The following is a 21,038-nucleotide window of genomic DNA, read 5'->3' on the forward strand; positions in this document are numbered from 1 at the left end:
CATTAGAAAAAACGGCTTAAAAGGCTTTAAATGAAAAATCAAGAAAACAAAATCGCAGCAAACAAACGCCTGGCCGAGCTGCTGGGCTGGTCCAACATTGTCGAGGTGGGCGGCGCTCTGGTCGGCACGCCGCCGGCGGGCGCCGCCGCAAGTCGCGGTCTGGTGCTGGTACCGGACTGGCTGGGCGACTGGGCGGCGGCCGGGCCGTTGCTCGCGCGGTTCGAAATTAACCCGATGTTCATGTCGACCTATGTCGGTGCAGGCGGCACTGCCGAGCTTTATTCGGTGCACGGCGGCGACCGTGACGCGGCTGCGCGGTGTGCCATCGTTAAGGCGGCAATGCATCGCCTGGAGAAATCGCGATGATGGCCCGTGGCTTACAGGCCTTGGGCCGCCTGAAGGTCGGCGCCATGAACCAGACCGAGGAGGCCTACGCCAGGACGCTGGAGCTGCGTAAGGCTGCCGGCGAGGTGGCCTGGTACAAGTTCGAAGGCCTGAAATTTCGCCTGGCCGATAGCACTTTTTACACGCCGGATTTTGCCGTGCAGCTGGCCGACGGCGCGCTGGAGGCGCACGAAGTGAAGGGGTACTGGCAGGACGACGCGCGCGCGAAGATCAAGATCGCGGCCGACATGTACCCGCTGCGCTTCGTCGCCGTCCAGGCGCTGCCGAAGAAGGCAGGCGGCGGTTGGAAAATGGAGGAATTATAAGAGGCCACTTTCTCAAATTAAATTGAAATGCATTGCTGAGACTAAAAGTGATAATTTTTGATTGATAAAACTCTAATTTGAAAGGGGGTAGATTATAGAGCGTTGCCTAATAAAAACTCCTCCTTTTGATGGTCTAAATGCCGCCTTCGTTGCATAGGGCACGCCTTCTTTGTCGGTATAAAGTAAAACTAGGAATGACTTCTTTTCCTTTGAGAATAGAGTTTCAATTTTTTCTTTATCTATGCCGTAAAATCCGGCATAGGTTTCGATGAGTGCTTCTTTGTCTTTGTATCTTTCATTTAATGATATTATCATCGTTGCTTCATTATCTGCTTTTAGCATCCCTCTGCCGCCAGCTTTTGTTACGAGAAGAATATTTTTTTCGTGTGAATAATAAAATGCCTTAATGTCACGTGCAAGATTGCTAGTTGCATTAATGATTGATATGTTTAGTTCATTTTCCTCATTAGGTTTGCTGAGCTTTCGCGCGTATAGGATCGGCTTTATTGATTCAATATAGCTTTTTTCTGCTAATTTGAATTGTTTTTCAATTATGTTTCTTGATATGTATGTTTCACGCAAATAGAGAAACGTAATAATTGCAAGGATGAGGCTTATGATTATTGGAATGAGTGTAGAGGGATTGCATAATTCGTTCATTTGTTACTCCTGTGGATTTATTGCGTTATTGGAAATTTATTTTCCATATTCTATTTCTTTTAAATTGTCTATCAGAGCTTGATTTTTTTTCTTTCCATTCATTCCGTGATGGATCTCTTTATGGCATGAGGGGCAAATCGCTCCCACGTGGGATGGGTGGTCCGGTCCGCCATCTGAAACTCTTGTGGTGTGATGCGGCTCAAGGTAAGGCGTGCCATCTTTCTTGAAAAATGGTGCTGGTGTATTGCACGACTCACAAATGCCTCCTGCGCGCAAAAGTACGTAGTCTTTCACTGCTTTGCTTCGTAAGTAAAGAATGCGAACACCAGATTTTCCAGCAGGATTAGATGTTGTTGTTGATGCCGCATAAGCAGCAGCTCTGGCTTCTTCTAACGAAACGTTTGATGAATTTATCTGATTAACGTCCTGCGGCTCTTCTGATTCAAAGCGTTCTGCATCTGCAACGTTTATTAGGCGAAAAACAATAATTTCCCGTTCTGCTAAGGTCTTGTCCCTACCACGCCTGGTTTCGTGATTAGCATAGATAAATTCGCCGAGATATCTTACTCCTTTTCTTTTTCCTAATATTTCAAATAAGTGGAGTGCTCGTCCAAGTTTGCTATGCTCTGAAATTGCAAGGTTTCCACGGGTAAGTGTCATATTACCGACTTGACCTTCGCCGGTGTACATGAAAACCTGAACGCCACTTTCGTCAAGGACGAACTCGTCCTTGTAGCCATATTGGCCACCGCTATCGCCCGTAAAAAGGAAAATGGCGTCTGATACGCTCGATGCGGAAATTCCGCTTTGCCAGCTTCCTCCGTATGGGAGATGAATATCTTCTCGCCTTTGGTAGACCTTTCCGAGTTCGAACACGGGGATCGGCTTCGTAACGCTACCGGCGATTGGAACTATTTTGAAACCTCTTTTCTTCAAGTAATTGTTCGCCTCAGGGCCGCCGCTCAACGCTGAAACTGGCATACCGGTAGCCATAGAGATAATTTTCTTTGGAGGATATTTTTTTCCGTTTAACTCGATTGCGTGGCGTTGAGCCTTGCTACTCTCCCAATCGAGGAATTCGTCTGAAGTGCGTACATGTTCGTCAAATGCTGCGAATGCTTCTTCGATTTTTTCTTTGCCTACTGGAATGATTGCCATCTTGTCCTCTAAAGATTGCCATATCGCGCTATTTGCGTGTGGTCCTCATTATCTTGTGTATCAGCTAGATAAATCAACAATTATTGTTGTTTGGAAATATTCTAACCCTGCCTACTTGATCAATGTCATAGATGCACTATCGCTTCCCAGGCTACACAGGGTTCTATCAAGATTCAGCGCCGCGTTGCGGTCGAAGCGATTTTGCTGTGTTAACATTTCAGATAGAGATAGAGATAGGGAGGCATAAAATGGGCTTTACAGACCGCTACATCGCAGCAATCGGATCGAACAATCTGATGGACGACGCACAGCACCACCAGACGGACCCGCTGGCCGCCGCGGCGCTTGCTGGTGATATTGGTGCGCTGCTGTGCCGCGTGAAGTACGCCGACGGCACGCTAAACCGCATGTTCGAAGGCAATCAGCAGAACCTGGCACAGCTGTTGCGCATCTGGACTGTCGAGGTGATTAAGCGCGGCCGGGCACGCCGTTGGCTGCCGGAAAACACGGCCTGGGATGCCCAGTCGGCGCAGGCGCTGTACCGCCGAGTAGCCGAGAAGTCGCTGGCGCACTGGCTCGATAGCAAGTGCAAAGGCTGCAGCGGGACCGGCGTCAAGGTGTTGCTGGGGAGCGGGCAGTGCACGTCGTGCAAAGGAACCGGTGTGGCGCCCGTATATGGCGTGGCGGGCTTGGAGTTGGAGCGGGTCAAGGACATGGTGAGCGACCTGAGCGCGATTTACGACAGCCATTCTGGCCGGGCGGGCGGATTGTTGCGCGGCGGCGACCAGTAGTGCGGTAGTTTTTAAAGCCTGTGTTTACAAACAGTATTTCGGCTGTATAATGCAGGCTCTAGTTCAAGAAAATTCTTCCGGAAATCGTAATGTGCGCACCGCGCCACCGATAGCTGGAACTCGCGACAGTACCCGGACCCAGCGCTGTACCTGCACGCCTTGAATTTGCCTCTCACCACGCACTGAAGTCGTGAAAGTAATACCGAACCCGTATATGCGGGCTTTTTCTATGGGGCAAGTTAGGTCGATAGCGACTGCGCCAAGCCGATCCTTTTTTGCCAAGGCTGATCACCGCATTTGCGTGCAATGACAGGGCACTGGCCGCGGCGAAAGCTGCTGCGGGTTTGAGCCTGAGCCTGAGCCTGAGGTTGAGCCTGGGATGGTGCTGGATATATGTAGCTTGATGAAAGAGCTGCTTTCATCCGACGATCCGCCCACTACCCACCCATAGTGTGTCCAAAACTATTCATTAGGCTAAACTTCGTTTCTTCTTGTTAAGGAGTTGAGATGGATATTTTGGGTTTTGTTTCCGGCGCGATTTCTAGCGCTTTCCTTTTGTCGATCGCTGCGCTTTTGTCCAAAACCTGGATTGAAAAGCGAATAGAATTTTCCATCGCACATGAATACGAGAAAAAGATTCAGGCTGCTGAGCACGAACACGAACTCCGCATGAAGGCGGCTTTGGTTGCTGAGCTTTTAGCGGTCTGGGCGTCGAGCATAAATGTGAATCCCGACCTGGCCACGCGTTTGAACCAGTTGAGTTTTGAGGCATTTCTTTGGTTGCCAGAATCCATAGCGAAAGAACTCTCTAACACTTTGGCGCACGCCCCCGGGGCTGATAGCGTTAAGACTATTTTGATAAAAGTCAGGAAGCATCTGCTGGGCGACGAAGATCATCTAACCGCTCATGATGTCATTTCTTTCCGCAATAATGTTCCATGAAGTTTTTATGGTAGCAAAAACCTAAGCCACCCTTGAGGTGGCTTTTTATATTTCAGCGCGTGAGCAGCCAGTGGAAGAGGTCACCCTCCGGCCGCCCGATTCGTGCAGTATGACGCTTGCCACCTGCACCGTGTGACGGTTATGCCGCTACAACCTCAAGCTCTCGACCAAGTGCATGCATCGCGTCTTCGATAGCGTCGATCTTGGTTGTATGCGCCAAGTCAAGCAGCCGCGTTACTTCCTGGGGCTTCACGCCCAGGCGTCGGGCCAGCTCGGCCGGGCGCATATCCTGTGCGGCCATTTCATTAAGTAGTAACACCTTGGCGCTGACACTGGCCGGAAGGCTGATAAGGCGCTCGCCAGGCAGCGCGGCTGATGGCGTAGGGGCGGCACGGCGGTCTTCAAAATAGAAATCCATCGCGGTGGCAAGGGCAGAGCGGGCTTCGGCCAGTGCTTCGGCTTCGTCATCGCCTTGGGCGATCGCTTCGGGGATGTCGCGGAACGTGACGACATAGCCGCCATCCGGATCTGGTGTAAAAGTTGCTGGATATTTCATTTTCGTCCTCGTCTAGGTACGGTTGCTGCGGTGCTGTGAATCGTGTCGCAAACCCCTTTCGGGGCTTGCTTCACTTTAGATTTAGCTGTTTCTTAACTCCTTCGACAAGGCCTGTTTTCAGTTCCTTGCTTGGGTGCCTCGGGAGGATGGTCTGTTTGCCGTTCAGATAAACCTTCAAGTGGTTCGTGCCATCCTTGAAAGTCGCTCCGTTCTGCTTGAGCCACCGTACAAACTCACTCTGTTTCACTGCACCCCTTTGTTGTTTCGATGGAATGAGTATAAGCAAAATTGTTTATGTTTGCAAGCAATATCAACAAAAATGCTTATATTTTTTTGGGTGGCCGGATGCGCGCGCGAGCATGCCGCCGCAGGCCTGAAAAGGAGGTGCACCATGAAGTAGCGAAGAATTCATCTCCAGCGCCATGTGGCGCAAATGTGAAGGCGACTTACCGTGCATTTAGCCATCGGCGCAGCGGGTAGTTTGGCACTGGCGAGGCCTTAGCGCATCAATCAGCCAAAAACCACGAGCAGGATATGCATCACCCAGCCGACGCGCGTTGTACCCGCGGCTATTCGGCGCCGGACGCTGTAACCGGAAACCAGATTTCGCGGGCTTAGCTCAATGGCAGAGCGGAAGCCTTCCAAGCTTTCCACGCGGGTTCGATTCCCGTTGCCCGCTTTAGGTTCATCGCACGTTTAGCCGAGCGCTCCAAAGCACTGGGCCGCAACCCTGGACAACCGTAACTCGAAAGGTATGTCATGCAAAACGCTGTTGGAAATGAGGGGGCTGTAACTGCCGAGCGCGCCGGCAAGGTTGGCCGCTTGGATGCTCCGCCCGGCGCGCGTGATAGACCCGGCGTCATTGGCGGCGCTGCGCCAGGCCCTGCCGACCAGCCAATTACCAGCCAGCCAGGATGACAAACTGCGCGCGCTGGTAGAGTTATGGCGAACAAGTGTACGCGCACGTTACCAGTGCGCAGATCGGACGGACTACCCCGAAGGGAAGCGCGCCATGAATAGCGCGGCGATGATTTATTTCAACCGCTCAGAGGAACTTACGAAAGCCCTAAACGCGACTTCGCCTCCGTTACCGCCCACTCTTTGAGGACGCCAAAGGCGACGCCGCCGAACGGCGCGATCACATTCTTCTTCGCCTTTTCCCATAAAGTTGGGTCCTTGATGGAGTCAATAAAATCATGACCCTCCCAGGTCAGGCCGATCGGGAATGCGTACTTCGGACCGCTCATCCGATCCTGCACAGTGCCCTCCAGTAGTCCCGCCTCAATAAGGAGGGTCATGTGAGCGTTAATGATTTCTGGATCGTAGTCGGCGTGCGTGAATTTCAATGGGATGTTGCTGGGCGGTCGCGCCTCAAACTCCAGCAGAATTATTCGGATAAGGTCGAAGTCTCGTTTCATTTTCTCTTCCGTAGTTGATGAGTGCGTCCACCGCCGGCAAGCAGTGGGGCGCGCCTAATTGTAGTGCAGTTGATAATTTTAAATATCACAAATGGTTACGCGGCTGGTGAGTACCCGCCCGCTCTAGCTTCTCCTTGCCCGCCACGCCGGGTTTCGTCGCCGGCCGCATAACTGCGCTGGCGGCTTTTCTATTTGAATATCGAGGACACTGATACCGTGTTCCGAAACTGCGAAGCCCCGACAGAATTGAAGCTGGCCGGGGCTTCTTTCATTTCCATGCGCAGATAGGTTTGCAAGCCGAAAGCAGCTCGTCCCTGCTTCTGCGCACCCATTTCAACGACGACCATTGACGAGGGAAATCATGCACGAGATCATCATTTCGGAGTTCGGCGGTAGCGTGTTTCAGTTCGATCAGCGCGGCTGGTTCAACGCGACAGGAGCGGCGGTATCGTATGGCAAGCAGGCGCACGAATGGTTGCGACTGCCAGCCACCGCTGACTATCTGGCTGCAATGTCGCGTAGATACGGGGAAATCCCGTATGTAGAAACGAGCCGCGCCCGGGTCGATCGCGGCGGCGGTACATGGCTGCACCCAAAGTTGGCAGTGGTGTTTGCGCGCTGGCTAAATATTGATTTCGCGCTCTGGTGCGATGAACAAATCGACAACATCATGCGCGGACAGGTAACGCAGCAGTTCGCCATTTGGCGTGAGCTGCAGGCGGCCATCGCAAAGGATGACGGTTCGAAGATCCGCGCTTCGTTCGGTTCGCACTTGATGCTGAAGCGCAAGCGCGAAAAGCCGAGCCTCACGGGTGAGATCGACCGCTTGGCACTGCAAATTCAGCCTTCCTTGCTTGAGAGTTCCTAGCTCGATCTGTCAGCGTGCTCCAATAGAAGGGCCTGAAATACGGTACTTTTATAACGCCATAAAGCGTATCCGCGGAGCCTCGTTGCCCTGCGTAGTTCGACCGGTACTCGGGTCGGCTATACTGAATTTTCACCAAAGCGAGGGAGTTCAATATGGGCGAATTCAAAAAGGGCGAGACAGTTGAGCTGAAAAGCGGGGGGCCAGTAATGGCGATTGCAGGAGTTGGGAACTATGTTGAGACTGGGGGGCCAGAGGATGGGGCAGCTTGCACTTGGATTGACTCGGCAAATGAAGTGCATTCACATGTTTTTGATGTGGAATTACTTAAGCGAACCTCACAAAATGACCGTAGAAAATAACGACAGTTGAATCTAACCGCCTATTGGCGGTTTTTTTATGCGATGAGCTTATGGGGAAGGGAATGCTGACACGAAAGTCCGCCGCATTGACATCTCAGCGCCCGATGCCGCCACCCGAATTCGCCGACCCGCTTAACAACCGCTACCTGCCTGCGCCCGAAGTACTCAAATGTGTGCGCGCAACCATCCTCACCGAAGGCGGCGCGCTATACAACGAAGACCATGCCCACCTGGAATATGCCGACGTGCAGTTCCTGTGGGCGCCGCACGGTTTCAATAAGGCCGGCCGCACCGTGCTGGGCCAGTGCGAGGAAGTCACTTTCCGCTGTGGAGCGTGGCAGAAAGGCCGCCAGAAACAGCAGATGGCCGACTGGTTCGGCGCCGTGCCGGACTTCCTCATTACCTTGGACGCATCGTATTGCTTGACCTGCAGTGACGCCGAATTCTGCGCGCTGCTCGAGCATGAGCTTTATCACATCGCCCAGGAGCAGGATGAATTCGGCTCGCCAGCATTCAACAAGTACGGGCTGCCGAAGCTGTACATGCGCGCACATGACGTCGAGGAGTTTGTCTGCGTTGTCCGGCGCTACGGAGCAAGCGAGGACGTGCAACGCATGATTGACGCAGCAAAGACCGCGCCAGAAGTGGCGAAAATCAACATAGCGAGGGCGTGCGGAACGTGTCTGCTGAAGGCCGCGTAGGCTTTACGTTGCTTTACAGGAAACTAAAACATGGCCGCACTCAAGGACGAGGTGAAGCTGTACATCGTCAACGCGCTGGCCTGTTTCGACTCGCCGACGCAGGTTTCGATAGCGGTAAAAGAGGAATTCGGGCTTGATGTGAGTCGCCAGCAGGTGTCCTGCTACGACCCGAACACGTACGTCGGCCGTAACCTGAGCCAAAAATGGCGGACGATCTTCGAAGAGACCCGGACCAAGTTCCGCGCCACTGCCGAGGAAATCCCGATCGCCAGCAAGGCATTTCGTCTACGTGGACTGGGTCGCCTAGCGCAGAAGGCCGAGAACATGCGCAACTTGCCGCTGGTAGCCAGCCTTTATGAGCAGGCCGCCAAGGAAGTGGGCGATATCTACGTGAACAAGGGCAAGGCCGAGCAGGCCGACCAGGTGCCCACACCAGTCGCCATCACCTTCGGCGTGAAAGACGCCAAGCGCCATGACGACAATCCAGTTTGACCTGAACGTCCCGCAATCCGACTTCCTGCAGCTGCCGCACAAGTTCAAGGCCTACGTGGCCGGGTTCGGCTCTGGCAAGACGTTCGTCGGCTGCGCCGGCATATGCGGACACTTCTGGCAGTGGCCAGGCATCAACCAGGGCTACTTCGCACCGACCTATCCGCAGATTCGCGACATCTTTTATCCCACGATGGAGGAGGTGGCCTTTGCGATGGGCCTGCGCATCAAGGTGAAGCAGGGAGACCACGAGGTCGAGGTGTACGAGGGCCGGCGCTATCGCGGCACGGTCATCTGCCGCTCGATGGAGAAGCCTGAAACCATCGTCGGCTTTAAGATTGGCCACGCGCTGATCGATGAACTGGACGTGATGCCGCTGAAGAAGGCGCAGATGGCCTGGCGCAAGATCATCGCCCGAATGCGCTACAAGGTGCCGGGGCTGATGAACGGAATTGACGTGACGACGACGCCCGAGGGCTTCAAGTTCGTCTATCAACAATTCGTGAAGGCCATCCGGGACAAGCCAGAGCTGGCCAGCCTGTACGGCTTGATCCAGGCGAGCACCTTCGACAATGAGCTGAACTTGCCGGACGACTACATCCCGTCGCTGATGGCCAGCTACCCGCCGGCGCTGATCGATGCGTACTTGCGCGGCAAGTTCACCAATCTGACCAGCGGCAGCGTGTATGCCGATTTCGACCGCGCGCTGAACCACACGAACGAGATCATTCTGCCCGGCGAGCCGCTGATGGTGGGCCTCGACTTCAACGTGCAGAACATGACTGCCTGCATCAACGTGGTCCGGGAGGGGCTGCCGCGCACGCTATCCGAGCGCGTGCAGGTGCGTGATACACCGGCAATGGCCAAGATCCTGAAAGAAGACTTCAAGGACAAAGGCCACCAGGTGAAGATTTTCCCGGATGCCTCCGGGCAGAACACCAGCAGCAAGAACGCCAGCGAGTCCGATCTGTCCATTTTGCGCCAGGCGGGCTTCCTGCTTGAAGTGAACCACTCAAACCCAGCGGTCAAGGACCGGGTCAACGCCTACAACGGGATGATCCTGAACGCCCAGGGCGAGCGCCGCTGGAAGATCAACACCGATCAGTGCCCGACCACCACCGAGGCGCTGGAGCAGCAAGTGTGGGGCGCCGACGGCCAGCCGGACAAGAAATCTGGCCATGACCACCCGAATGACGCGAACGGCTACTTCCTCGTGAAGCGCTACCCGATCGTGAAGAGCACGACGACTACGGCGCCGCTGCGCATGTAACAACAAGGATTTCCATGACCGATGTACGCACACAATCAGCCGAAGCGGCCAAGCTGAACGAAGATTGCGCACTGATTGGCGCGCTGCTGGGCGGCACGAAGACCATGCGGGCCGCCGGAAAAAAAAAATATTTGCCGCAATGGCCAGGCGAGGACGACGAGAGCTACGAGCTGCGCCTGGCCGTGGCCACGCTGTTCCCGGCCTACGCACGTACCATCGATGTGCTGTCGGCCAAGCCATTCAGCAAACCGGTGACGCTGGGCGAGGACGTGCCGGAACGGCTCAAGCCTTGGCTGCAAAACGTCGATCTGTCGGGCCGCGACTTGCATAGCTTCCTGTCGGAGATCACACAGGAGGCCATGGGCTACGGCTTCGCTGGCATCCTGGTCGACTTCCCCAAGGCTGGCAACCTGGTTACGAAGGCCGACGAGCAGGCCGCTGGCGTGCGCCCGTACTTCGTCCAGGTGCATGTGCAGAACGTCCTGGGCTGGCTGCCGAAGAATGCGACCAGCCTGAACGGATTGACCCAGCTGCGGCTGCTGGAGAGCGTGTCCGAGCCGAATGGCGACTTCGACACCAAGGAAATCGAGCAGGTGCGCGTCCTGGGGCGCGGCACTTGGCAGACTTGGCGCCAGCGCGAGACCGGCAGCAAGAAGGAATGGGCATTGTACGAGGAGGGAGTCACCACGCTGGAGACAATTCCTTTCGTGCCCGTCTACGGCAAGCGCCTGGGCTACATGCAGGCCACGCCGCCGCTGCTCGAGCTAGCGCACAGCAACATCGAGCACTGGCAGAGCAAGAGCGACCAGCAGAACATCCTGCACATCGCGCGCGTGCCAATCCTGTTCGCCAAGATGCTGGGCGAGGGCGGCATCACCGTCGGCGCCGGCAGTGCAGTTAAGTCGGAAGCGCCAGAGGGCGACCTGAAATTCGTGGAGCACGGCGGCAAGGCCATCGAGGCCGGCCGCCTGTCCATTCTTGACCTGGAAGACCGCATGCGCCAGGCTGGCGCTGAACTGCTGGTGATCAAGCCGGGAAACATTACCGAATCACAGACGCAGGCCGACAACGAGCAGGGCTCCTGCGCGCTGCAGAAAATCGCGGGCAACGTCGAGGATGCCGGCGACCAGGCGCTGCAGTTCATGGCTGAATGGGTGGGCGAGGCCGAAGGCGGCCATATCACCATTTTCAAGGATTTCGGCGCCGCGTCGATGGCCTCGGCCAGTGCCGAACTGCTGTTCAAGAGCGCCGCCGGCGGCAAAATCTCTGGCGAAACCTTCTTCAACGAGCTGCAGCGCCGTGGCATCTTGTCGCCGGATCTGGACTGGGAGACGGAGCAACAACGCATCCGGTCGACTCCGCCTAACATGATTGGGACATAAATGGGCGCGTACATCGACCTTTGCAGCTGGACGAACCGGGCGACGGCACGCGCCTGGGACGGCCGTTCGCTCAATGGCAAGACATACACCGAGGGGGGCAAGGATAGGGCCTGGTGTGCCGAGTACCTGGGCCCGGGCCGCGCCGAGATGTATGAGGCGGGCAAGATCACGCTGAATGACCTGATGAACCTCAAGGGGCGAAGATTGACGCTGGGGCAGCTGAGAGACAAGAATTTTCCATGAGGTATCTTTGGAATACAACGCAGAAGTAATTCCATTTTTACAATCCGCTAGTCTTAGCGTTCGAATTTCCGATCCTGGTGATCTTCGCACCATGGCTGCGTTTATTTGATTGTAAGCGTTCAGTTGGGCTTCTAGGTCGCCTGTTGCGGCATTGATTTGCACCCAACGGATGTCGCCGATGTAGGTCAAGACTATATGAGATCGGATTGCTATATTGGTTGTAAATAGATTACTATGGTGAAAGTCTCTATTTTTATAGGGAATTGCTCTGGTAGTTCTATATCTGAGGATGTATGGCGACGCGAAAAAAAAGAGTTAGAAAGCATGTAATAGCAGACTTAAGCGTGAATCACGTTGACTTTCATCTGCTAAATGCAGGGCACACAATGACCGTTGTTCCGAAGGACTATGGGTATGATGGAGTTGCATTCACTTATTCACCAACAGGTGAAGTGGAGAATGGTCTTGTTTATATACAGTTAAAAGCAACTGACTATATGCGTTTGAAAGTTAGTGGGAGTGATTTTACATTTTCGCTTAGCGCAAAAGATATAAATTTTTGGCATGGTGAGCCTTTTCCAGTATATTTGGTGCTCTACGATGCGATTAATCTAAAAGCATATTGGTTGTATTTGCAGCAATATTTTGAATTGAATAAAATAGATCCTGCTTCTATGAAAAAAAAGTCAATGACTGTCCGTATTGCTTCAGCTAATCTATTCGATGCGAGTACGCCCATGATTTGGCGAACTCATAAGAATAATATTCTTTCTTTGCTTAAGGCGAATGTTGGAGTAACACATGTATAGGCCGGTACTTACGAGAAATTTTATTCGTGCGCTAGAGAAGCTTGGTTTCTCTTCTGAAAGAAACTCCGGATCCCATGCGATATTTAAGCATGAAAATAATGAATTGATAATATCTATTCCAACCGGAGAAAAGGAATTGCGCTCTGTATATATTAAGGCAATTTCAAAGCAAATTATTGAATCAGGGTTGACCACAGAATCTGAATTAGAGAAATTAATAAATTAATATTTTTTATTGTTGATTGAAGCCGCCCGGACAACCAGGCGGCTTTTTTTTTGCCGCAAGCGGACGCGACGCGGCGCACCGGCCGGAAGGTCACCAATGGGGCGGATGCCCAGAAAGCCACCACATGAAACTTAAACTCGATGCAAATGGCAATGTCGTTGTCCAGGATGGCAAGCCAGTCTACGTACATGAAGACGGGAAGGAAGTCCCGTTCGATGCGGCGGCCGCCGTGCAGAAGATCCAGGGCCTGAACGGTGAGGCAAAGTCTCACCGCGAAGCAAAGGAAGCCGCCGAGGCAAAGCTGCAAGCGTTCGCTGGCATTGACGACCCTGCCGTTGCAGCGAAGGCGATCGAACTGATGAAGAACGTCGACGAGGGCAAGTTGGTCGCAGCCGGCAAGGTTGAAGAAATCAAGCTGGCCGCGAAAAAGGCAGCAGAAGAGCAGGTTGCTGCAGCCAACAAGGCCCATGCCGACGAGCTGGCCCGGACCAAGGCTGAGCTGGACGCCATTACCGGCAACCTGTATTCGGAAATGATCGGCGGCAGCTTCAATCGTTCGAAGCTCATCACCGACAAGTTTGCCATCCCGGTCGACCTGGTTCAGGCGCGCTTTGGCCAGGCCTTCAAGGTCGAGGCCGGCAAGATCGTGGCCTACGACGGCGCGGGCAACAAGATTTTCTCGCGCACTCGCCCGGGCGATCTGGCCGACTTCGATGAAGCGCTCGAAACGCTGGTGGACCAGTATCCCTACAAGGATCAGATCCTCAAGGGTTCGGGCGCATCCGGCGGCGGTGCGCAGCAGGGCGGTGGTGGCGGACAAAAACAAACCGGCAATCTCGGCGGGACGCGTGAAGAACGTGCCGCCGCTTTTGCTGCTCAATATCCCGAATTAGCGAAAGGCTAAAAAATGTCTCTCTCCCAAATGCAAGTCTTCAACAAGTACATCATGCCGGCGACCATCGAAACGCTGGCGCAGATGGTGGACAAGTTCAACGCGGCCAGCAACGGCGCCATTCGCCTCACTACCGAAGGTTTCGAAGGCGACTTCCTGCAAGAGTCGTTCTTCGCTGCCATCCATTCGGCCCAGCGCCGTGTAAATCGCTACGGCGCCAATGGCGTGGCGGCGTCGACCGACCTGACCCAGTTGAAGCACAACTCGGTGAAGATCGCCGGCGGCTTCGGTCCGATTCGCTTTGAACCATCGCAGATGACCTGGCTGCACAAGCCGACGGCAGAAGGCATTGAAGTTGCCTCGCGCAATTTCGCTGAAGCGATGCTGGCGGATCAATTGAACACCGCCATCCTTGCGCTGGTGGCGGCCATCAGCAACAACGCCAACACGGTCAACGATGTGAGCGCGACGCGTGGTGTGGACTACATCGCCATGAATGAAGCCCACGGCAAGTTCGGCGACCACAGCGGCAATTTGGTGGCGCAGATCATGAACGGCACGACCTTCCACAAGCTGATTGGCGCCAACCTGGCCAATGCAACTCAGCTGTTCCAGGCCCAAAACGTGCGCGTGGTGGATGTGCTGGGCAAGCCGGTGGTCGTTACCGACGCGCCGGCGCTGTATTCGGCTGCCGTCGGGCCAGCACCTGGCCCTGCCGCACCCGCGAAGTTGCGCGTGCTGTCCTTGGCCGAAGGTGCGGCAACCGTTACCGACGGCTCCGACATCATCAGCAACATTGAAACGACCAACGGTAATCAGCGCATTGAAACCACGATGCAGGTTGACTACACCTTCGGCCTGGGCTTGAAGGGCTACACCTGGGATGAAGCCTCGGGCGGCAAGTCGCCATCCGATGCCGCGCTGGGCACCGGCTCCAACTGGGACAAGGTGGCCACCAGCGACAAGCATACGGCTGGCGTGATCACCATCGGTGACGCGACCAAGTAAGTAGCGACCGCGCCATTAAACAGGGCGCGGTTTAATCCAACATGCAGAAGAAACGGGGTTCCAAATGGAAAAAGTGCCGGAAAACATCTGGTATCTGGCAGGGCCGATGTTCCAATACAACGAGGACGTCAAGGCGCTCGCGCGCCAGGCTGGCCTCAAGATTATCGATGCAAACGTGGCGGTCGACCGCGCCAATGCCGCTGTAGACGTGCCGGAAGTCACGATCAAGGCCGAATACATTGATCAAAGCGCGGGCGAGCGCTTGCCGACCGCGGGCGAGTTGATGGCTGCTCGCGCTGAACTGCTGGCTGCGCACGATGATTTGCAGCAACGCGAACGCGAGCTGGCGGCCGAGAAAGAGCGCGTTGCCAAGCAGGCGCACCAAAATGAGCTCGCTGCCGCCCGCAACGCGGAGCAGGCCGCCGCGAACGAAGCCGAGGCCCAACGCCTGCGTGACGAAGCGGCCAAGCAGGCCATAGTCACTCAGGCGGCAGCCGCTGAATCAAAGCCTGCCAAGGCCAAGACCACTTAAGCGCTACCCACCGCCCTAAGTTGGGGCATTCATTGATCCAGCATCCTAAAGCCGTTATGCCCATCATCATCGAATCCGGCGAAGGCCTGGCCGACGCCGAATCCTACGCCAGCACTGTAGCGGTGGACGCGCACGGTGCCAGCAATTACAGCGCCGTATTTTCACTGGAGATTAAATGCTGACATCAGCGCAAATGACGGACGCCCGGCGTTGGATGGGTTACCAGGTGGTCGGCACAGCCATGCCAATGGACGGCAATCATGACGTGGTGCATGGCCGCTTCGGCATGCGCACGATGTCGCTTTACGCGCGGCTGACCACGCTCACGGCTGAGGAAGAGGTGGTGCTCGTGACGATCTACCTGACGAACTTAGCTACACTTGAAACGGCAATATTTGGCGCCGGGGATAATCTGGATACCGACGTTGCCGCTATCTGGTCGCATAACAAGAACGAAGTCAGTGACCGGGTTGGGCTCTTTAATCGTGTTCGACGCCAAATGTGTGCTTTCATAGGATTCGCACCTGGTCCTGGACTGGACGATGGCGGCGGCAATTCGATCAAGTTGGTACGGGGATGATGGATGCCGACGATACCAACGACCTGATCAATCTGATCTGTGGTCGGAAACTGGGTGTGGGTACCTACCGCACCGTTTTTGAATGTGCGATCGACAAGACTCGTGTCGTAAAGCATGATAGCGGATGCAATTTCAGCAATATCAATGAATGGCAGCTGTCGAGTGAACTGGCGGCCACGTCACTGGCGAAGTGGATTGCTCCGGTCTACTGGCTCAGTCCGCGAGGGCTTTGGCTGATCCAGGCCAGGACGACGCCTATCACGCTTGAGCAGTTGCCGGAGAAAATCCCTGCCATCTTCGCTGATACCAAAGTCGAGAACTGGGGTCTGTTCGAAGGGCGCCCGGTTTGCCACGACTACGGCAATCACCGTGCCTTCCTCCTTGCAGGCAAATCTGGCATGCGGATGAGGAATGCGCACTGGATTGGGACGACATGAGCGTTCGCGCAAGGCTGATGCCTTATTGACACTGGAGTACTTATGGACGGCGCTAAAATTCAGGACCGCGTGTACCGTGGCTATGCCAAGGCCGCCGACAAAATTGGCCTAGCTCATGCGCTGTATCGGCCCTCCGGCGCAGCCGTGCCACTGGCAGCCGGCAATCTAATCGCGTCGCTCCGGGCCAGTTTCAATGCCGAGGATATGAAATACGGCAGGCCGAACAAATACGGCAAGCCAACCTGGTACGCCATCGTTGACGGCGCGCAGACGCGGGTGGGCGACTACTTGGTGGGACCGAGCGGCACTTTCTTCATCGCCGCCCAACAGGCGCTGTTGCCGATCCTGGCGGTCGAGTGCAACAGAACGATCAATATCCTGCGCCCGCAGCAGCAAACGGGCGTAGGTGCGGTCGGCTACGGCGGCGACACAGACGACAACGAGACGCTGCTGATGCAAGCGTGGCCAGCCTCGGTGCTGCAGGGCGCCAAGGGCGAGAAGAATGAAACGAATCTGCCGGGCGACGTTCGCTCGCCTTGGTGGGCCGTGCTGTTGCCTGCGCTCCCAGGTTTGCTGTTGCGCACGGCGGACATCATCACCGACGATCTAGGTCGCCGGCTGCTGGTCAGCTCGGCTGAGCTGACCGACATGGGCTGGCGCATCACCGCAATGCAGGCACTGACATGAGCGATATTGGCGACGTACAAAACAGCCTCGTGGCCATGGTTGCAGCTGCGGTCTACCCGGGCGGTACCGGCGCCGCCTCTGTCTCCGGCAAGGATATCGTTGTCTACGCCGGCTGGCCGACCAGCTCGCGCCTCGACGCAGATCTACTGGTGGAAAAGGCGCACGTCACTGTTTTTCAGACCCAAACTGAGGCGAACAAGACCCGTTACCCCAAGGACTGGACGGAGGCGAGCATCAACACTGCAGGCCTGGCCATCGCGGTGACCGGCCAACAGATCACGATCAGCGGCGCACCGCTTGAGTCATTCCAGCCTGAGAACGTATCGGTCCGGATCGGCCGGAAGTGCTACGTGGTGGCCGCGAGACCGGAAGACACGCCGGGGACACTGGCTGCCGGTCTGGCGGGGCAGATTGCCGCCGATTGGCCGGCTGCGGTGGCCGCCGGAGGCGTCATCACGCTGCCAGCTGCCGCGAACATCACTGCGGCGCTGATCGGCGTGGCCGGCACCGTAGTGCGGGCGCTTCGCACCTTAGAACGGGTGTTTCAGATTACGGTCTGGTCGGCGACGCCGGCACAGCGCGACGTCATCGGCAGGGCACTCGATACCGCGCTGGCGGGGATTGAACGCTTCACGCTGGCCGATGGGTACGGCGCGCGGCTCATATATCGAAGCAGCCACATCACTGACCACCAGCAGAAGGCGAAGCTGTATCGGCGCGACTTTCAGTACAGCGTCGAATATTCGACAACGCAGTCAATGACTGCAACCCAAATCACGCAAACCGCACTCAACAGTACGGGAAGCGCCACTTAGGAACGCCATGAATTTCAATTTAACTGTTGTCGAAGCTTTCCTTTCCCACGGTAAAGGTGACGTGATCAGTGACGCCGCGGAGGTCGCGAAGTATGTCGATTCTGAATGGCAAGGGCATTTCGTGAAGAGCGCGGCACCTGCGGCGTCTGCTACTAAACCGGCGACAAAGGGCGACGCTGCCGGGAAGTAATCCAACATCAAGCCATTTTGGCCGCCGTCGGGCGGCTTTTTCATTTCTAGGAGCCGTTCATGACTGTAGTTCAACAGGGCAGCATCAATACCACGGCACTTATCGTGCCCGATCTGTACGTCCAGATTGTTCCACCGAGCGTTGCGCTGCTCAACGGATTGCCGACCAATATCCTCGGCATTGTCGGCACGGCGACCTGGGGGCCGGTCAATGCGCCGGCGGTTATCGGCAGCATGGCCGACTATTCGCGCCAATTCGGTGCAATCATGCCGCGCAAGTACGATATGGGCACGGCCGCGGCCGCTGCAGTGCTGCAGGGGGCCAATAACTTCCGCTGTGTGCGCGTCACCGACGGCACCGATACTGCCGCCAGCGGCACGCTCACAGCCTCTTCAGCCGCCGATGCTACGGCTATTGCTGCCGCGATCAATGCCGGCCAGTCCGGCTTGCGCGGGCCGTCCCAGCTCGCGGTGGCCACCGCCGCCTTGGCAGTTGTCACCGTCACGTCCAAATATACTGGCACCCTCGGCAATTCCATGGTGGTGTCAATCGGCGCCGGCAGCAAAGCGACTACCAGTCGCGTCACGATCGCTCTGCCTGGCCAAGTCCCGGAAGTGTTTGACAACCTGGGCGTTGCCAGCGCGGCCGCCGCCACCGCTGCAGTTGCCGGCGGCACGGACGGCGCTACGACGATTACGGGGGGCGTGCTGGTGGGCGTAGACACCGTGCCCCGCAAAGGCATGTACGCGCTCCGCAACACGGGTGTGTCCGTCGCGATGCTGAGCGACGTCGATGATTCGACCCAGTGGTCTACCCAAGTGGCGTTCGGCTTGTCGGAAGGCACGTATATGGTTTTGACAGGCCCGGCCGGCGATACCATCACCAATGCCGTGACGGCAAAGGCTTCGGCAGGCATCGACTCGTACGCGGCAAAACTGCTCTTCGGCGACTGGATTTACTTTAACGACACCGTCAACAGCCAGGTGCGTTTGATTTCGCCGCAGGCATTCAGCGCTGGCCGGCTGGCCAACTTGTCGCCCGAGCAGTCCAGTTTGAACAAGCCGATGTATGGCATCGTCGGCACGCAGAAATCGCAGCAAAACCTGGTGTATTCGAATGCTGAGCTGCAGCTGCTGGGGCAGGCAGGCATCGACGTCATCACGAATCCGATTCCTGCCGGAAACAGTTTCGGCGCGCGCTTCGGCCACAACACATCGAGTAATGCGGTCACCAACGGCGACAACTATACCCGCCTGACTAATTACATTGCGTACAGCCTTGATGCGGGCATGGGCCAATACATTGGCAAGCTGCAGTCGCCGAGCGTACGCCGCTCTGCATCCGCATCGATTTCTTCCTTGCTGGAAGGTATGAGCGGCCAGGGCATGATCGGCAGCGCAGACGGTAGCCAGCCCTACAGCGTGCAGATCAATGATGCCAACAACCCTCAAGCGCGCGTCGCCTTGGGCTACATGCAAGCTGACGTCAAGGTGCGCTACTTGTCGGTGATCGAGAAATTCATCATCAATCTGGAAGGCGGCCAGTCGGTCAATATCAGCCGACAATCCGTCAATTTAGCCTAAGCCGTTCATCCCACCGAGGCCCGCGCTGCCGGGCCGCACTTTTTCTAGGAGCATCAGATGCCGCTTAATGGCTACTCAGTCGGGCGCGACTTGTCGCTCGATATTATCGGCCCCAATGGCCCGATCAATCTTAACCAGATCGTCGGCTTCACAGCTAAACCCGACGTTACTGACAAGAAAATCAAGGGTCTCGATGGCATTACCCGTCATCTGCGCTTTCCTGACGGCTGGTCGGGCTCGTTCGACCTGGAGCGCCAGAATAACGTCGTTGACGACTATTTCTCGACGCTGGAAGCAAACTACTACGCAGGCCTGAACGAAAGCCCGGCCACGATCACGGAGACTATCCAGGAAGTGGATGGCTCGGTTTCGCAGTATCGATTCCTGCAAGTACTGCTGACGCTGGAAGACGCCGGTAGCTTCAAGGGCGACGATACCGTGCATCAGAAAGTGCGTTTCGTCGCAGCCCGCCGCGTAAAAGTCTCGTAATTCAACCGCTGCCGGGGAGCTCCGGCGGGAAAAAAGGAATGCCATGAATACCGAACAAGTAAAAGTGACCTTGCGCGAAGCGCCCGCAGCGCAGGTACTCGCCAAGGCCAATGAGGAAACAGTTACCACCGACGCGCGCGGCCGAGTTATCAAACTGAAGAAGCCAGGCGTGCTCGCGCAATATCGCCTGATCGAGGCCTTGGGTGACTCGGCTGCCAACCAAACCTATATGGGCATGGTCTTGCCGCTGATCTACGTCACCGCGATCGACGATCTGGCAGTGAACCCTCCTAAGCTGAAAATGCACGTCGAGGCGCTTATTCAGCAGCTGGACGAGGATGGCATCGAGGCAGTCATGAAGCACGTCCAAGAAACCTACGGCAAGACGGATCCAGACGCCGACAAGGCGGAATTAAAAAAGTAGTCCGGGCCGGCCCGATTCGCGAATGCCTGTTTCTGGTAAAGAACCATGTGCCATTTGATATTGCGTTCGGGCTGGATGACATTACGCGAACGGGCTGGTGCATCATTTTTTCTGAAATGGACGGCGCGAAATTCAATTTTCACACCATGGCCTATGAGGAGCAGAAATGAAGCATTTTTCGGATATTGGCGAGATGATCAAGCATCTGACCCTCATAGCTGCCGCACAGACGCTGGCAGACCATCGTGCGTTGAAGAAGTGCGCCGTAGCGATAGAAAACACGGCCAAAGAAGAGTTCGGACATTACCAAGGCGAGGTAACGCCGTTTGCTGGCTGGACAGAATTAGCCGAAAGCACTAAAGAAGATCGACTGGCGAAGGGCTTTACTGAAAATGACCCACTCCTGCGCACCGGCAAGCTCCGTAAATCGGTCAGCCATTTGATCAGCGGCGCTGACGCCGTGATCGGTTCCGAAAGCGAAGTGATGGTGCACCAGGAGCTGGGCACTGACAGAATTCCACCGCGGGCGGTGCTTGGGCCAGCTGCTATCCGCAATAAACAGCTGATTATCGACACGATTGGTCATTCGGCAGCGGAGGGCCTGCTTTACGGCTCCGGCCTTACATTGGCCAAATTAACGTAAATGCAAAGTAGAAAATAGCTGCTGCAAATGCAAAGCCAGCCAGGCCAAGCACAAGCAGCGCTCCCGACAAAACGAGCACGTCAAAGCGTTGGCCCATCGTTAAATGGCGCTTTGCCACCGGACTAGATCGTGATGCAACGCGAGTAAAAGCATCAGTGGGCCTGATATTAGGGTAC

General features: G+C 55.8%; 31 protein-coding genes and 1 tRNA gene. 27 read left to right on the plus strand and 5 right to left on the minus strand.

Translation table 11 applies throughout. The features are described from left to right. The first annotated feature begins 30 nt into the window (after positions 1 to 30). On the plus strand, positions 31 to 366 hold the full coding sequence (locus tag AC1RDJ_RS05355; RefSeq protein ID WP_493026776.1) for a hypothetical protein: 336 nt from the start codon (positions 31 to 33) through the stop codon (positions 364 to 366). A 20-nt stretch (positions 367 to 386) separates the two neighbouring features. After that, positions 387 to 710 (plus strand): PDDEXK family nuclease, encoded by a 324-nt coding sequence (locus AC1RDJ_RS05360; RefSeq protein WP_493026777.1) that lies wholly within the window; start codon positions 387 to 389, stop codon positions 708 to 710. Positions 711 to 782: 72 nt separating this feature from the next. Here AC1RDJ_RS05360 and AC1RDJ_RS05365 read toward each other — a convergent pair whose 3' ends face one another. Then, a complete protein-coding gene (locus AC1RDJ_RS05365; RefSeq protein WP_493026779.1) occupies positions 783 to 1,370 on the minus strand; it encodes a hypothetical protein in 588 nt (195 codons plus the stop codon). Between the two features lie 36 nt (positions 1,371 to 1,406). Further along, on the minus strand, positions 1,407 to 2,528 hold the full coding sequence (locus AC1RDJ_RS05370) for an SRA domain-containing endonuclease (protein WP_493026780.1): 1,122 nt from the start codon (positions 2,526 to 2,528) through the stop codon (positions 1,407 to 1,409). Positions 2,529 to 2,776: 248 nt separating this feature from the next. Between AC1RDJ_RS05370 and AC1RDJ_RS05375 the strand changes: the two genes are divergently transcribed. Together AC1RDJ_RS05375 and AC1RDJ_RS05380 are read left to right on the plus strand one after the other, a co-directional pair. After that, entirely contained in the window at positions 2,777 to 3,319 is a 543-nt protein-coding gene (locus AC1RDJ_RS05375) for a hypothetical protein (protein WP_493026781.1), read from the plus strand. Positions 3,320 to 3,826: 507 nt separating this feature from the next. Further along, complete coding sequence (locus tag AC1RDJ_RS05380; RefSeq protein WP_493026782.1) at positions 3,827 to 4,261, plus strand: hypothetical protein; 435 nt, start codon at positions 3,827 to 3,829, stop codon at positions 4,259 to 4,261. Positions 4,262 to 4,400: 139 nt separating this feature from the next. On the opposite strand, the gene AC1RDJ_RS05385 is transcribed toward AC1RDJ_RS05380, so the two are convergent. Then, positions 4,401 to 4,817, minus strand: coding sequence for a type II toxin-antitoxin system HicB family antitoxin (locus tag AC1RDJ_RS05385; protein ID WP_493026783.1), 417 nt, complete (start codon positions 4,815 to 4,817; stop codon positions 4,401 to 4,403). A gap of 70 nt (positions 4,818 to 4,887) precedes the next feature. Further along, a complete protein-coding gene (locus AC1RDJ_RS05390) occupies positions 4,888 to 5,064 on the minus strand; it encodes a type II toxin-antitoxin system HicA family toxin (RefSeq protein ID WP_289948370.1) in 177 nt (58 codons plus the stop codon). Positions 5,065 to 5,425: 361 nt separating this feature from the next. Here AC1RDJ_RS05390 and AC1RDJ_RS05395 point away from each other — a divergent pair. Continuing rightward, positions 5,426 to 5,496 (plus strand) — tRNA-Gly (locus AC1RDJ_RS05395). 376 nt (positions 5,497 to 5,872) lie between these two features. On the opposite strand, the gene AC1RDJ_RS05400 is transcribed toward AC1RDJ_RS05395, so the two are convergent. Further along, positions 5,873 to 6,235 (minus strand): DUF2513 domain-containing protein, encoded by a 363-nt coding sequence (locus tag AC1RDJ_RS05400; protein ID WP_493026784.1) that lies wholly within the window; start codon positions 6,233 to 6,235, stop codon positions 5,873 to 5,875. 361 nt (positions 6,236 to 6,596) lie between these two features. On the opposite strand from AC1RDJ_RS05400, the gene AC1RDJ_RS05405 reads away from it, so the two are divergent. The 22 genes from AC1RDJ_RS05405 (at position 6,597) to AC1RDJ_RS05510 (ending at position 20,862) form a co-directional block, all read left to right on the plus strand. Then, a complete protein-coding gene (locus AC1RDJ_RS05405) occupies positions 6,597 to 7,103 on the plus strand; it encodes a KilA-N domain-containing protein (RefSeq protein WP_493026785.1) in 507 nt (168 codons plus the stop codon). 152 nt (positions 7,104 to 7,255) lie between these two features. After that, the gene (locus AC1RDJ_RS05410) at positions 7,256 to 7,462 is read left to right on the plus strand and encodes a DUF2158 domain-containing protein (RefSeq protein ID WP_493026786.1); all 207 of its coding nucleotides are present in this window, start codon (positions 7,256 to 7,258) and stop codon (positions 7,460 to 7,462) included. A gap of 62 nt (positions 7,463 to 7,524) precedes the next feature. Then, positions 7,525 to 8,163 (plus strand): putative metallopeptidase, encoded by a 639-nt coding sequence (locus tag AC1RDJ_RS05415; protein WP_493026787.1) that lies wholly within the window; start codon positions 7,525 to 7,527, stop codon positions 8,161 to 8,163. A gap of 30 nt (positions 8,164 to 8,193) precedes the next feature. Continuing rightward, positions 8,194 to 8,655 (plus strand): DUF2280 domain-containing protein, encoded by a 462-nt coding sequence (locus AC1RDJ_RS05420; protein WP_493026788.1) that lies wholly within the window; start codon positions 8,194 to 8,196, stop codon positions 8,653 to 8,655. Further along, a complete protein-coding gene (locus AC1RDJ_RS05425; RefSeq protein WP_493026790.1) occupies positions 8,636 to 9,922 on the plus strand; it encodes a terminase large subunit domain-containing protein in 1,287 nt (428 codons plus the stop codon). Before AC1RDJ_RS05420 ends, AC1RDJ_RS05425 begins: the two co-directional genes overlap by 20 nt. 14 nt (positions 9,923 to 9,936) lie before the next feature. Then, the gene (locus AC1RDJ_RS05430; RefSeq protein WP_493026791.1) at positions 9,937 to 11,304 is read left to right on the plus strand and encodes a DUF4055 domain-containing protein; all 1,368 of its coding nucleotides are present in this window, start codon (positions 9,937 to 9,939) and stop codon (positions 11,302 to 11,304) included. Continuing rightward, the gene (locus AC1RDJ_RS05435; protein ID WP_493026792.1) at positions 11,305 to 11,547 is read left to right on the plus strand and encodes a hypothetical protein; all 243 of its coding nucleotides are present in this window, start codon (positions 11,305 to 11,307) and stop codon (positions 11,545 to 11,547) included. It begins immediately after the preceding gene. Positions 11,548 to 11,891: 344 nt separating this feature from the next. Next, positions 11,892 to 12,356: a DUF4365 domain-containing protein gene (locus AC1RDJ_RS05440; protein ID WP_493026794.1), complete on the plus strand. Its 465-nt coding sequence runs from the start codon at positions 11,892 to 11,894 to the stop codon at positions 12,354 to 12,356. Next, a complete protein-coding gene (locus tag AC1RDJ_RS05445; protein ID WP_493026796.1) occupies positions 12,349 to 12,582 on the plus strand; it encodes a type II toxin-antitoxin system HicA family toxin in 234 nt (77 codons plus the stop codon). Before AC1RDJ_RS05440 ends, AC1RDJ_RS05445 begins: the two co-directional genes overlap by 8 nt. Before the next feature lie 124 nt (positions 12,583 to 12,706). After that, positions 12,707 to 13,486: a DUF6651 domain-containing protein gene (locus AC1RDJ_RS05450; RefSeq protein WP_493026797.1), complete on the plus strand. Its 780-nt coding sequence runs from the start codon at positions 12,707 to 12,709 to the stop codon at positions 13,484 to 13,486. A gap of 18 nt (positions 13,487 to 13,504) precedes the next feature. Further along, positions 13,505 to 14,482: a major capsid protein gene (locus tag AC1RDJ_RS05455; protein ID WP_493027145.1), complete on the plus strand. Its 978-nt coding sequence runs from the start codon at positions 13,505 to 13,507 to the stop codon at positions 14,480 to 14,482. Positions 14,483 to 14,546: 64 nt separating this feature from the next. Beyond that, positions 14,547 to 15,014 carry a hypothetical protein gene (locus AC1RDJ_RS05460; protein ID WP_493026798.1) on the plus strand — a complete coding sequence of 156 codons (468 nt, stop codon included), beginning with the start codon at positions 14,547 to 14,549 and terminating at the stop codon, positions 15,012 to 15,014. A 56-nt stretch (positions 15,015 to 15,070) separates the two neighbouring features. Next, a complete protein-coding gene (locus tag AC1RDJ_RS05465) occupies positions 15,071 to 15,196 on the plus strand; it encodes a hypothetical protein (protein WP_493026800.1) in 126 nt (41 codons plus the stop codon). Beyond that, positions 15,190 to 15,594, plus strand: coding sequence for a hypothetical protein (locus AC1RDJ_RS05470; RefSeq protein WP_493026801.1), 405 nt, complete (start codon positions 15,190 to 15,192; stop codon positions 15,592 to 15,594). The genes AC1RDJ_RS05465 and AC1RDJ_RS05470 overlap by 7 nt, the downstream gene beginning before the upstream one ends. Further along, positions 15,591 to 16,031, plus strand: coding sequence for a hypothetical protein (locus AC1RDJ_RS05475; RefSeq protein WP_493026803.1), 441 nt, complete (start codon positions 15,591 to 15,593; stop codon positions 16,029 to 16,031). Before AC1RDJ_RS05470 ends, AC1RDJ_RS05475 begins: the two co-directional genes overlap by 4 nt. A gap of 42 nt (positions 16,032 to 16,073) precedes the next feature. Then, positions 16,074 to 16,718, plus strand: coding sequence for a hypothetical protein (locus AC1RDJ_RS05480; protein ID WP_493026804.1), 645 nt, complete (start codon positions 16,074 to 16,076; stop codon positions 16,716 to 16,718). After that, on the plus strand, positions 16,715 to 17,533 hold the full coding sequence (locus AC1RDJ_RS05485; RefSeq protein ID WP_493026805.1) for a hypothetical protein: 819 nt from the start codon (positions 16,715 to 16,717) through the stop codon (positions 17,531 to 17,533). Before AC1RDJ_RS05480 ends, AC1RDJ_RS05485 begins: the two co-directional genes overlap by 4 nt. 7 nt (positions 17,534 to 17,540) lie before the next feature. Then, on the plus strand, positions 17,541 to 17,723 hold the full coding sequence (locus AC1RDJ_RS05490) for a hypothetical protein (RefSeq protein WP_493026806.1): 183 nt from the start codon (positions 17,541 to 17,543) through the stop codon (positions 17,721 to 17,723). Positions 17,724 to 17,782: 59 nt separating this feature from the next. Beyond that, positions 17,783 to 19,306, plus strand: a complete 1,524-nt coding sequence (locus AC1RDJ_RS05495; RefSeq protein ID WP_493026807.1) for a phage tail protein — start codon at positions 17,783 to 17,785, stop codon at positions 19,304 to 19,306. 57 nt (positions 19,307 to 19,363) lie between these two features. Further along, positions 19,364 to 19,795, plus strand: coding sequence for a hypothetical protein (locus AC1RDJ_RS05500; RefSeq protein ID WP_493026808.1), 432 nt, complete (start codon positions 19,364 to 19,366; stop codon positions 19,793 to 19,795). A gap of 43 nt (positions 19,796 to 19,838) precedes the next feature. After that, positions 19,839 to 20,219: a hypothetical protein gene (locus AC1RDJ_RS05505; RefSeq protein WP_099376092.1), complete on the plus strand. Its 381-nt coding sequence runs from the start codon at positions 19,839 to 19,841 to the stop codon at positions 20,217 to 20,219. 166 nt (positions 20,220 to 20,385) lie between these two features. Continuing rightward, positions 20,386 to 20,862, plus strand: coding sequence for a hypothetical protein (locus tag AC1RDJ_RS05510; protein WP_493026809.1), 477 nt, complete (start codon positions 20,386 to 20,388; stop codon positions 20,860 to 20,862). Positions 20,863 to 21,038: the final 176 nt, after the last annotated feature.

Source organism: Janthinobacterium sp. GW822-FHT07H10 (assembly GCF_058798675.1).

Coding starts and splice junctions, on each gene's coding strand:
- AC1RDJ_RS05355 (WP_493026776.1), top strand. CDS start 31: ATGAAAAATCAAGAAAACAAAATCGCAGCAAACAAACGCCTGGCCGAG.
- AC1RDJ_RS05365 (WP_493026779.1), bottom strand. CDS start 1,370: ATGAACGAATTATGCAATCCCTCTACACTCATTCCAATAATCATAAGC.
- AC1RDJ_RS05370 (WP_493026780.1), bottom strand. CDS start 2,528: ATGGCAATCATTCCAGTAGGCAAAGAAAAAATCGAAGAAGCATTCGCA.
- AC1RDJ_RS05375 (WP_493026781.1), top strand. CDS start 2,777: ATGGGCTTTACAGACCGCTACATCGCAGCAATCGGATCGAACAATCTG.
- AC1RDJ_RS05380 (WP_493026782.1), top strand. CDS start 3,827: ATGGATATTTTGGGTTTTGTTTCCGGCGCGATTTCTAGCGCTTTCCTT.
- AC1RDJ_RS05385 (WP_493026783.1), bottom strand. CDS start 4,817: ATGAAATATCCAGCAACTTTTACACCAGATCCGGATGGCGGCTATGTC.
- AC1RDJ_RS05400 (WP_493026784.1), bottom strand. CDS start 6,235: ATGAAACGAGACTTCGACCTTATCCGAATAATTCTGCTGGAGTTTGAG.
- AC1RDJ_RS05405 (WP_493026785.1), top strand. CDS start 6,597: ATGCACGAGATCATCATTTCGGAGTTCGGCGGTAGCGTGTTTCAGTTC.
- AC1RDJ_RS05410 (WP_493026786.1), top strand. CDS start 7,256: ATGGGCGAATTCAAAAAGGGCGAGACAGTTGAGCTGAAAAGCGGGGGG.
- AC1RDJ_RS05415 (WP_493026787.1), top strand. CDS start 7,525: ATGCTGACACGAAAGTCCGCCGCATTGACATCTCAGCGCCCGATGCCG.
- AC1RDJ_RS05420 (WP_493026788.1), top strand. CDS start 8,194: ATGGCCGCACTCAAGGACGAGGTGAAGCTGTACATCGTCAACGCGCTG.
- AC1RDJ_RS05425 (WP_493026790.1), top strand. CDS start 8,636: ATGACGACAATCCAGTTTGACCTGAACGTCCCGCAATCCGACTTCCTG.
- AC1RDJ_RS05430 (WP_493026791.1), top strand. CDS start 9,937: ATGACCGATGTACGCACACAATCAGCCGAAGCGGCCAAGCTGAACGAA.
- AC1RDJ_RS05435 (WP_493026792.1), top strand. CDS start 11,305: ATGGGCGCGTACATCGACCTTTGCAGCTGGACGAACCGGGCGACGGCA.
- AC1RDJ_RS05445 (WP_493026796.1), top strand. CDS start 12,349: ATGTATAGGCCGGTACTTACGAGAAATTTTATTCGTGCGCTAGAGAAG.
- AC1RDJ_RS05450 (WP_493026797.1), top strand. CDS start 12,707: ATGAAACTTAAACTCGATGCAAATGGCAATGTCGTTGTCCAGGATGGC.
- AC1RDJ_RS05455 (WP_493027145.1), top strand. CDS start 13,505: ATGCAAGTCTTCAACAAGTACATCATGCCGGCGACCATCGAAACGCTG.
- AC1RDJ_RS05460 (WP_493026798.1), top strand. CDS start 14,547: ATGGAAAAAGTGCCGGAAAACATCTGGTATCTGGCAGGGCCGATGTTC.
- AC1RDJ_RS05465 (WP_493026800.1), top strand. CDS start 15,071: ATGCCCATCATCATCGAATCCGGCGAAGGCCTGGCCGACGCCGAATCC.
- AC1RDJ_RS05470 (WP_493026801.1), top strand. CDS start 15,190: ATGCTGACATCAGCGCAAATGACGGACGCCCGGCGTTGGATGGGTTAC.
- AC1RDJ_RS05475 (WP_493026803.1), top strand. CDS start 15,591: ATGATGGATGCCGACGATACCAACGACCTGATCAATCTGATCTGTGGT.
- AC1RDJ_RS05480 (WP_493026804.1), top strand. CDS start 16,074: ATGGACGGCGCTAAAATTCAGGACCGCGTGTACCGTGGCTATGCCAAG.
- AC1RDJ_RS05485 (WP_493026805.1), top strand. CDS start 16,715: ATGAGCGATATTGGCGACGTACAAAACAGCCTCGTGGCCATGGTTGCA.
- AC1RDJ_RS05490 (WP_493026806.1), top strand. CDS start 17,541: ATGAATTTCAATTTAACTGTTGTCGAAGCTTTCCTTTCCCACGGTAAA.
- AC1RDJ_RS05495 (WP_493026807.1), top strand. CDS start 17,783: ATGACTGTAGTTCAACAGGGCAGCATCAATACCACGGCACTTATCGTG.
- AC1RDJ_RS05500 (WP_493026808.1), top strand. CDS start 19,364: ATGCCGCTTAATGGCTACTCAGTCGGGCGCGACTTGTCGCTCGATATT.
- AC1RDJ_RS05505 (WP_099376092.1), top strand. CDS start 19,839: ATGAATACCGAACAAGTAAAAGTGACCTTGCGCGAAGCGCCCGCAGCG.
- AC1RDJ_RS05510 (WP_493026809.1), top strand. CDS start 20,386: ATGAAGCATTTTTCGGATATTGGCGAGATGATCAAGCATCTGACCCTC.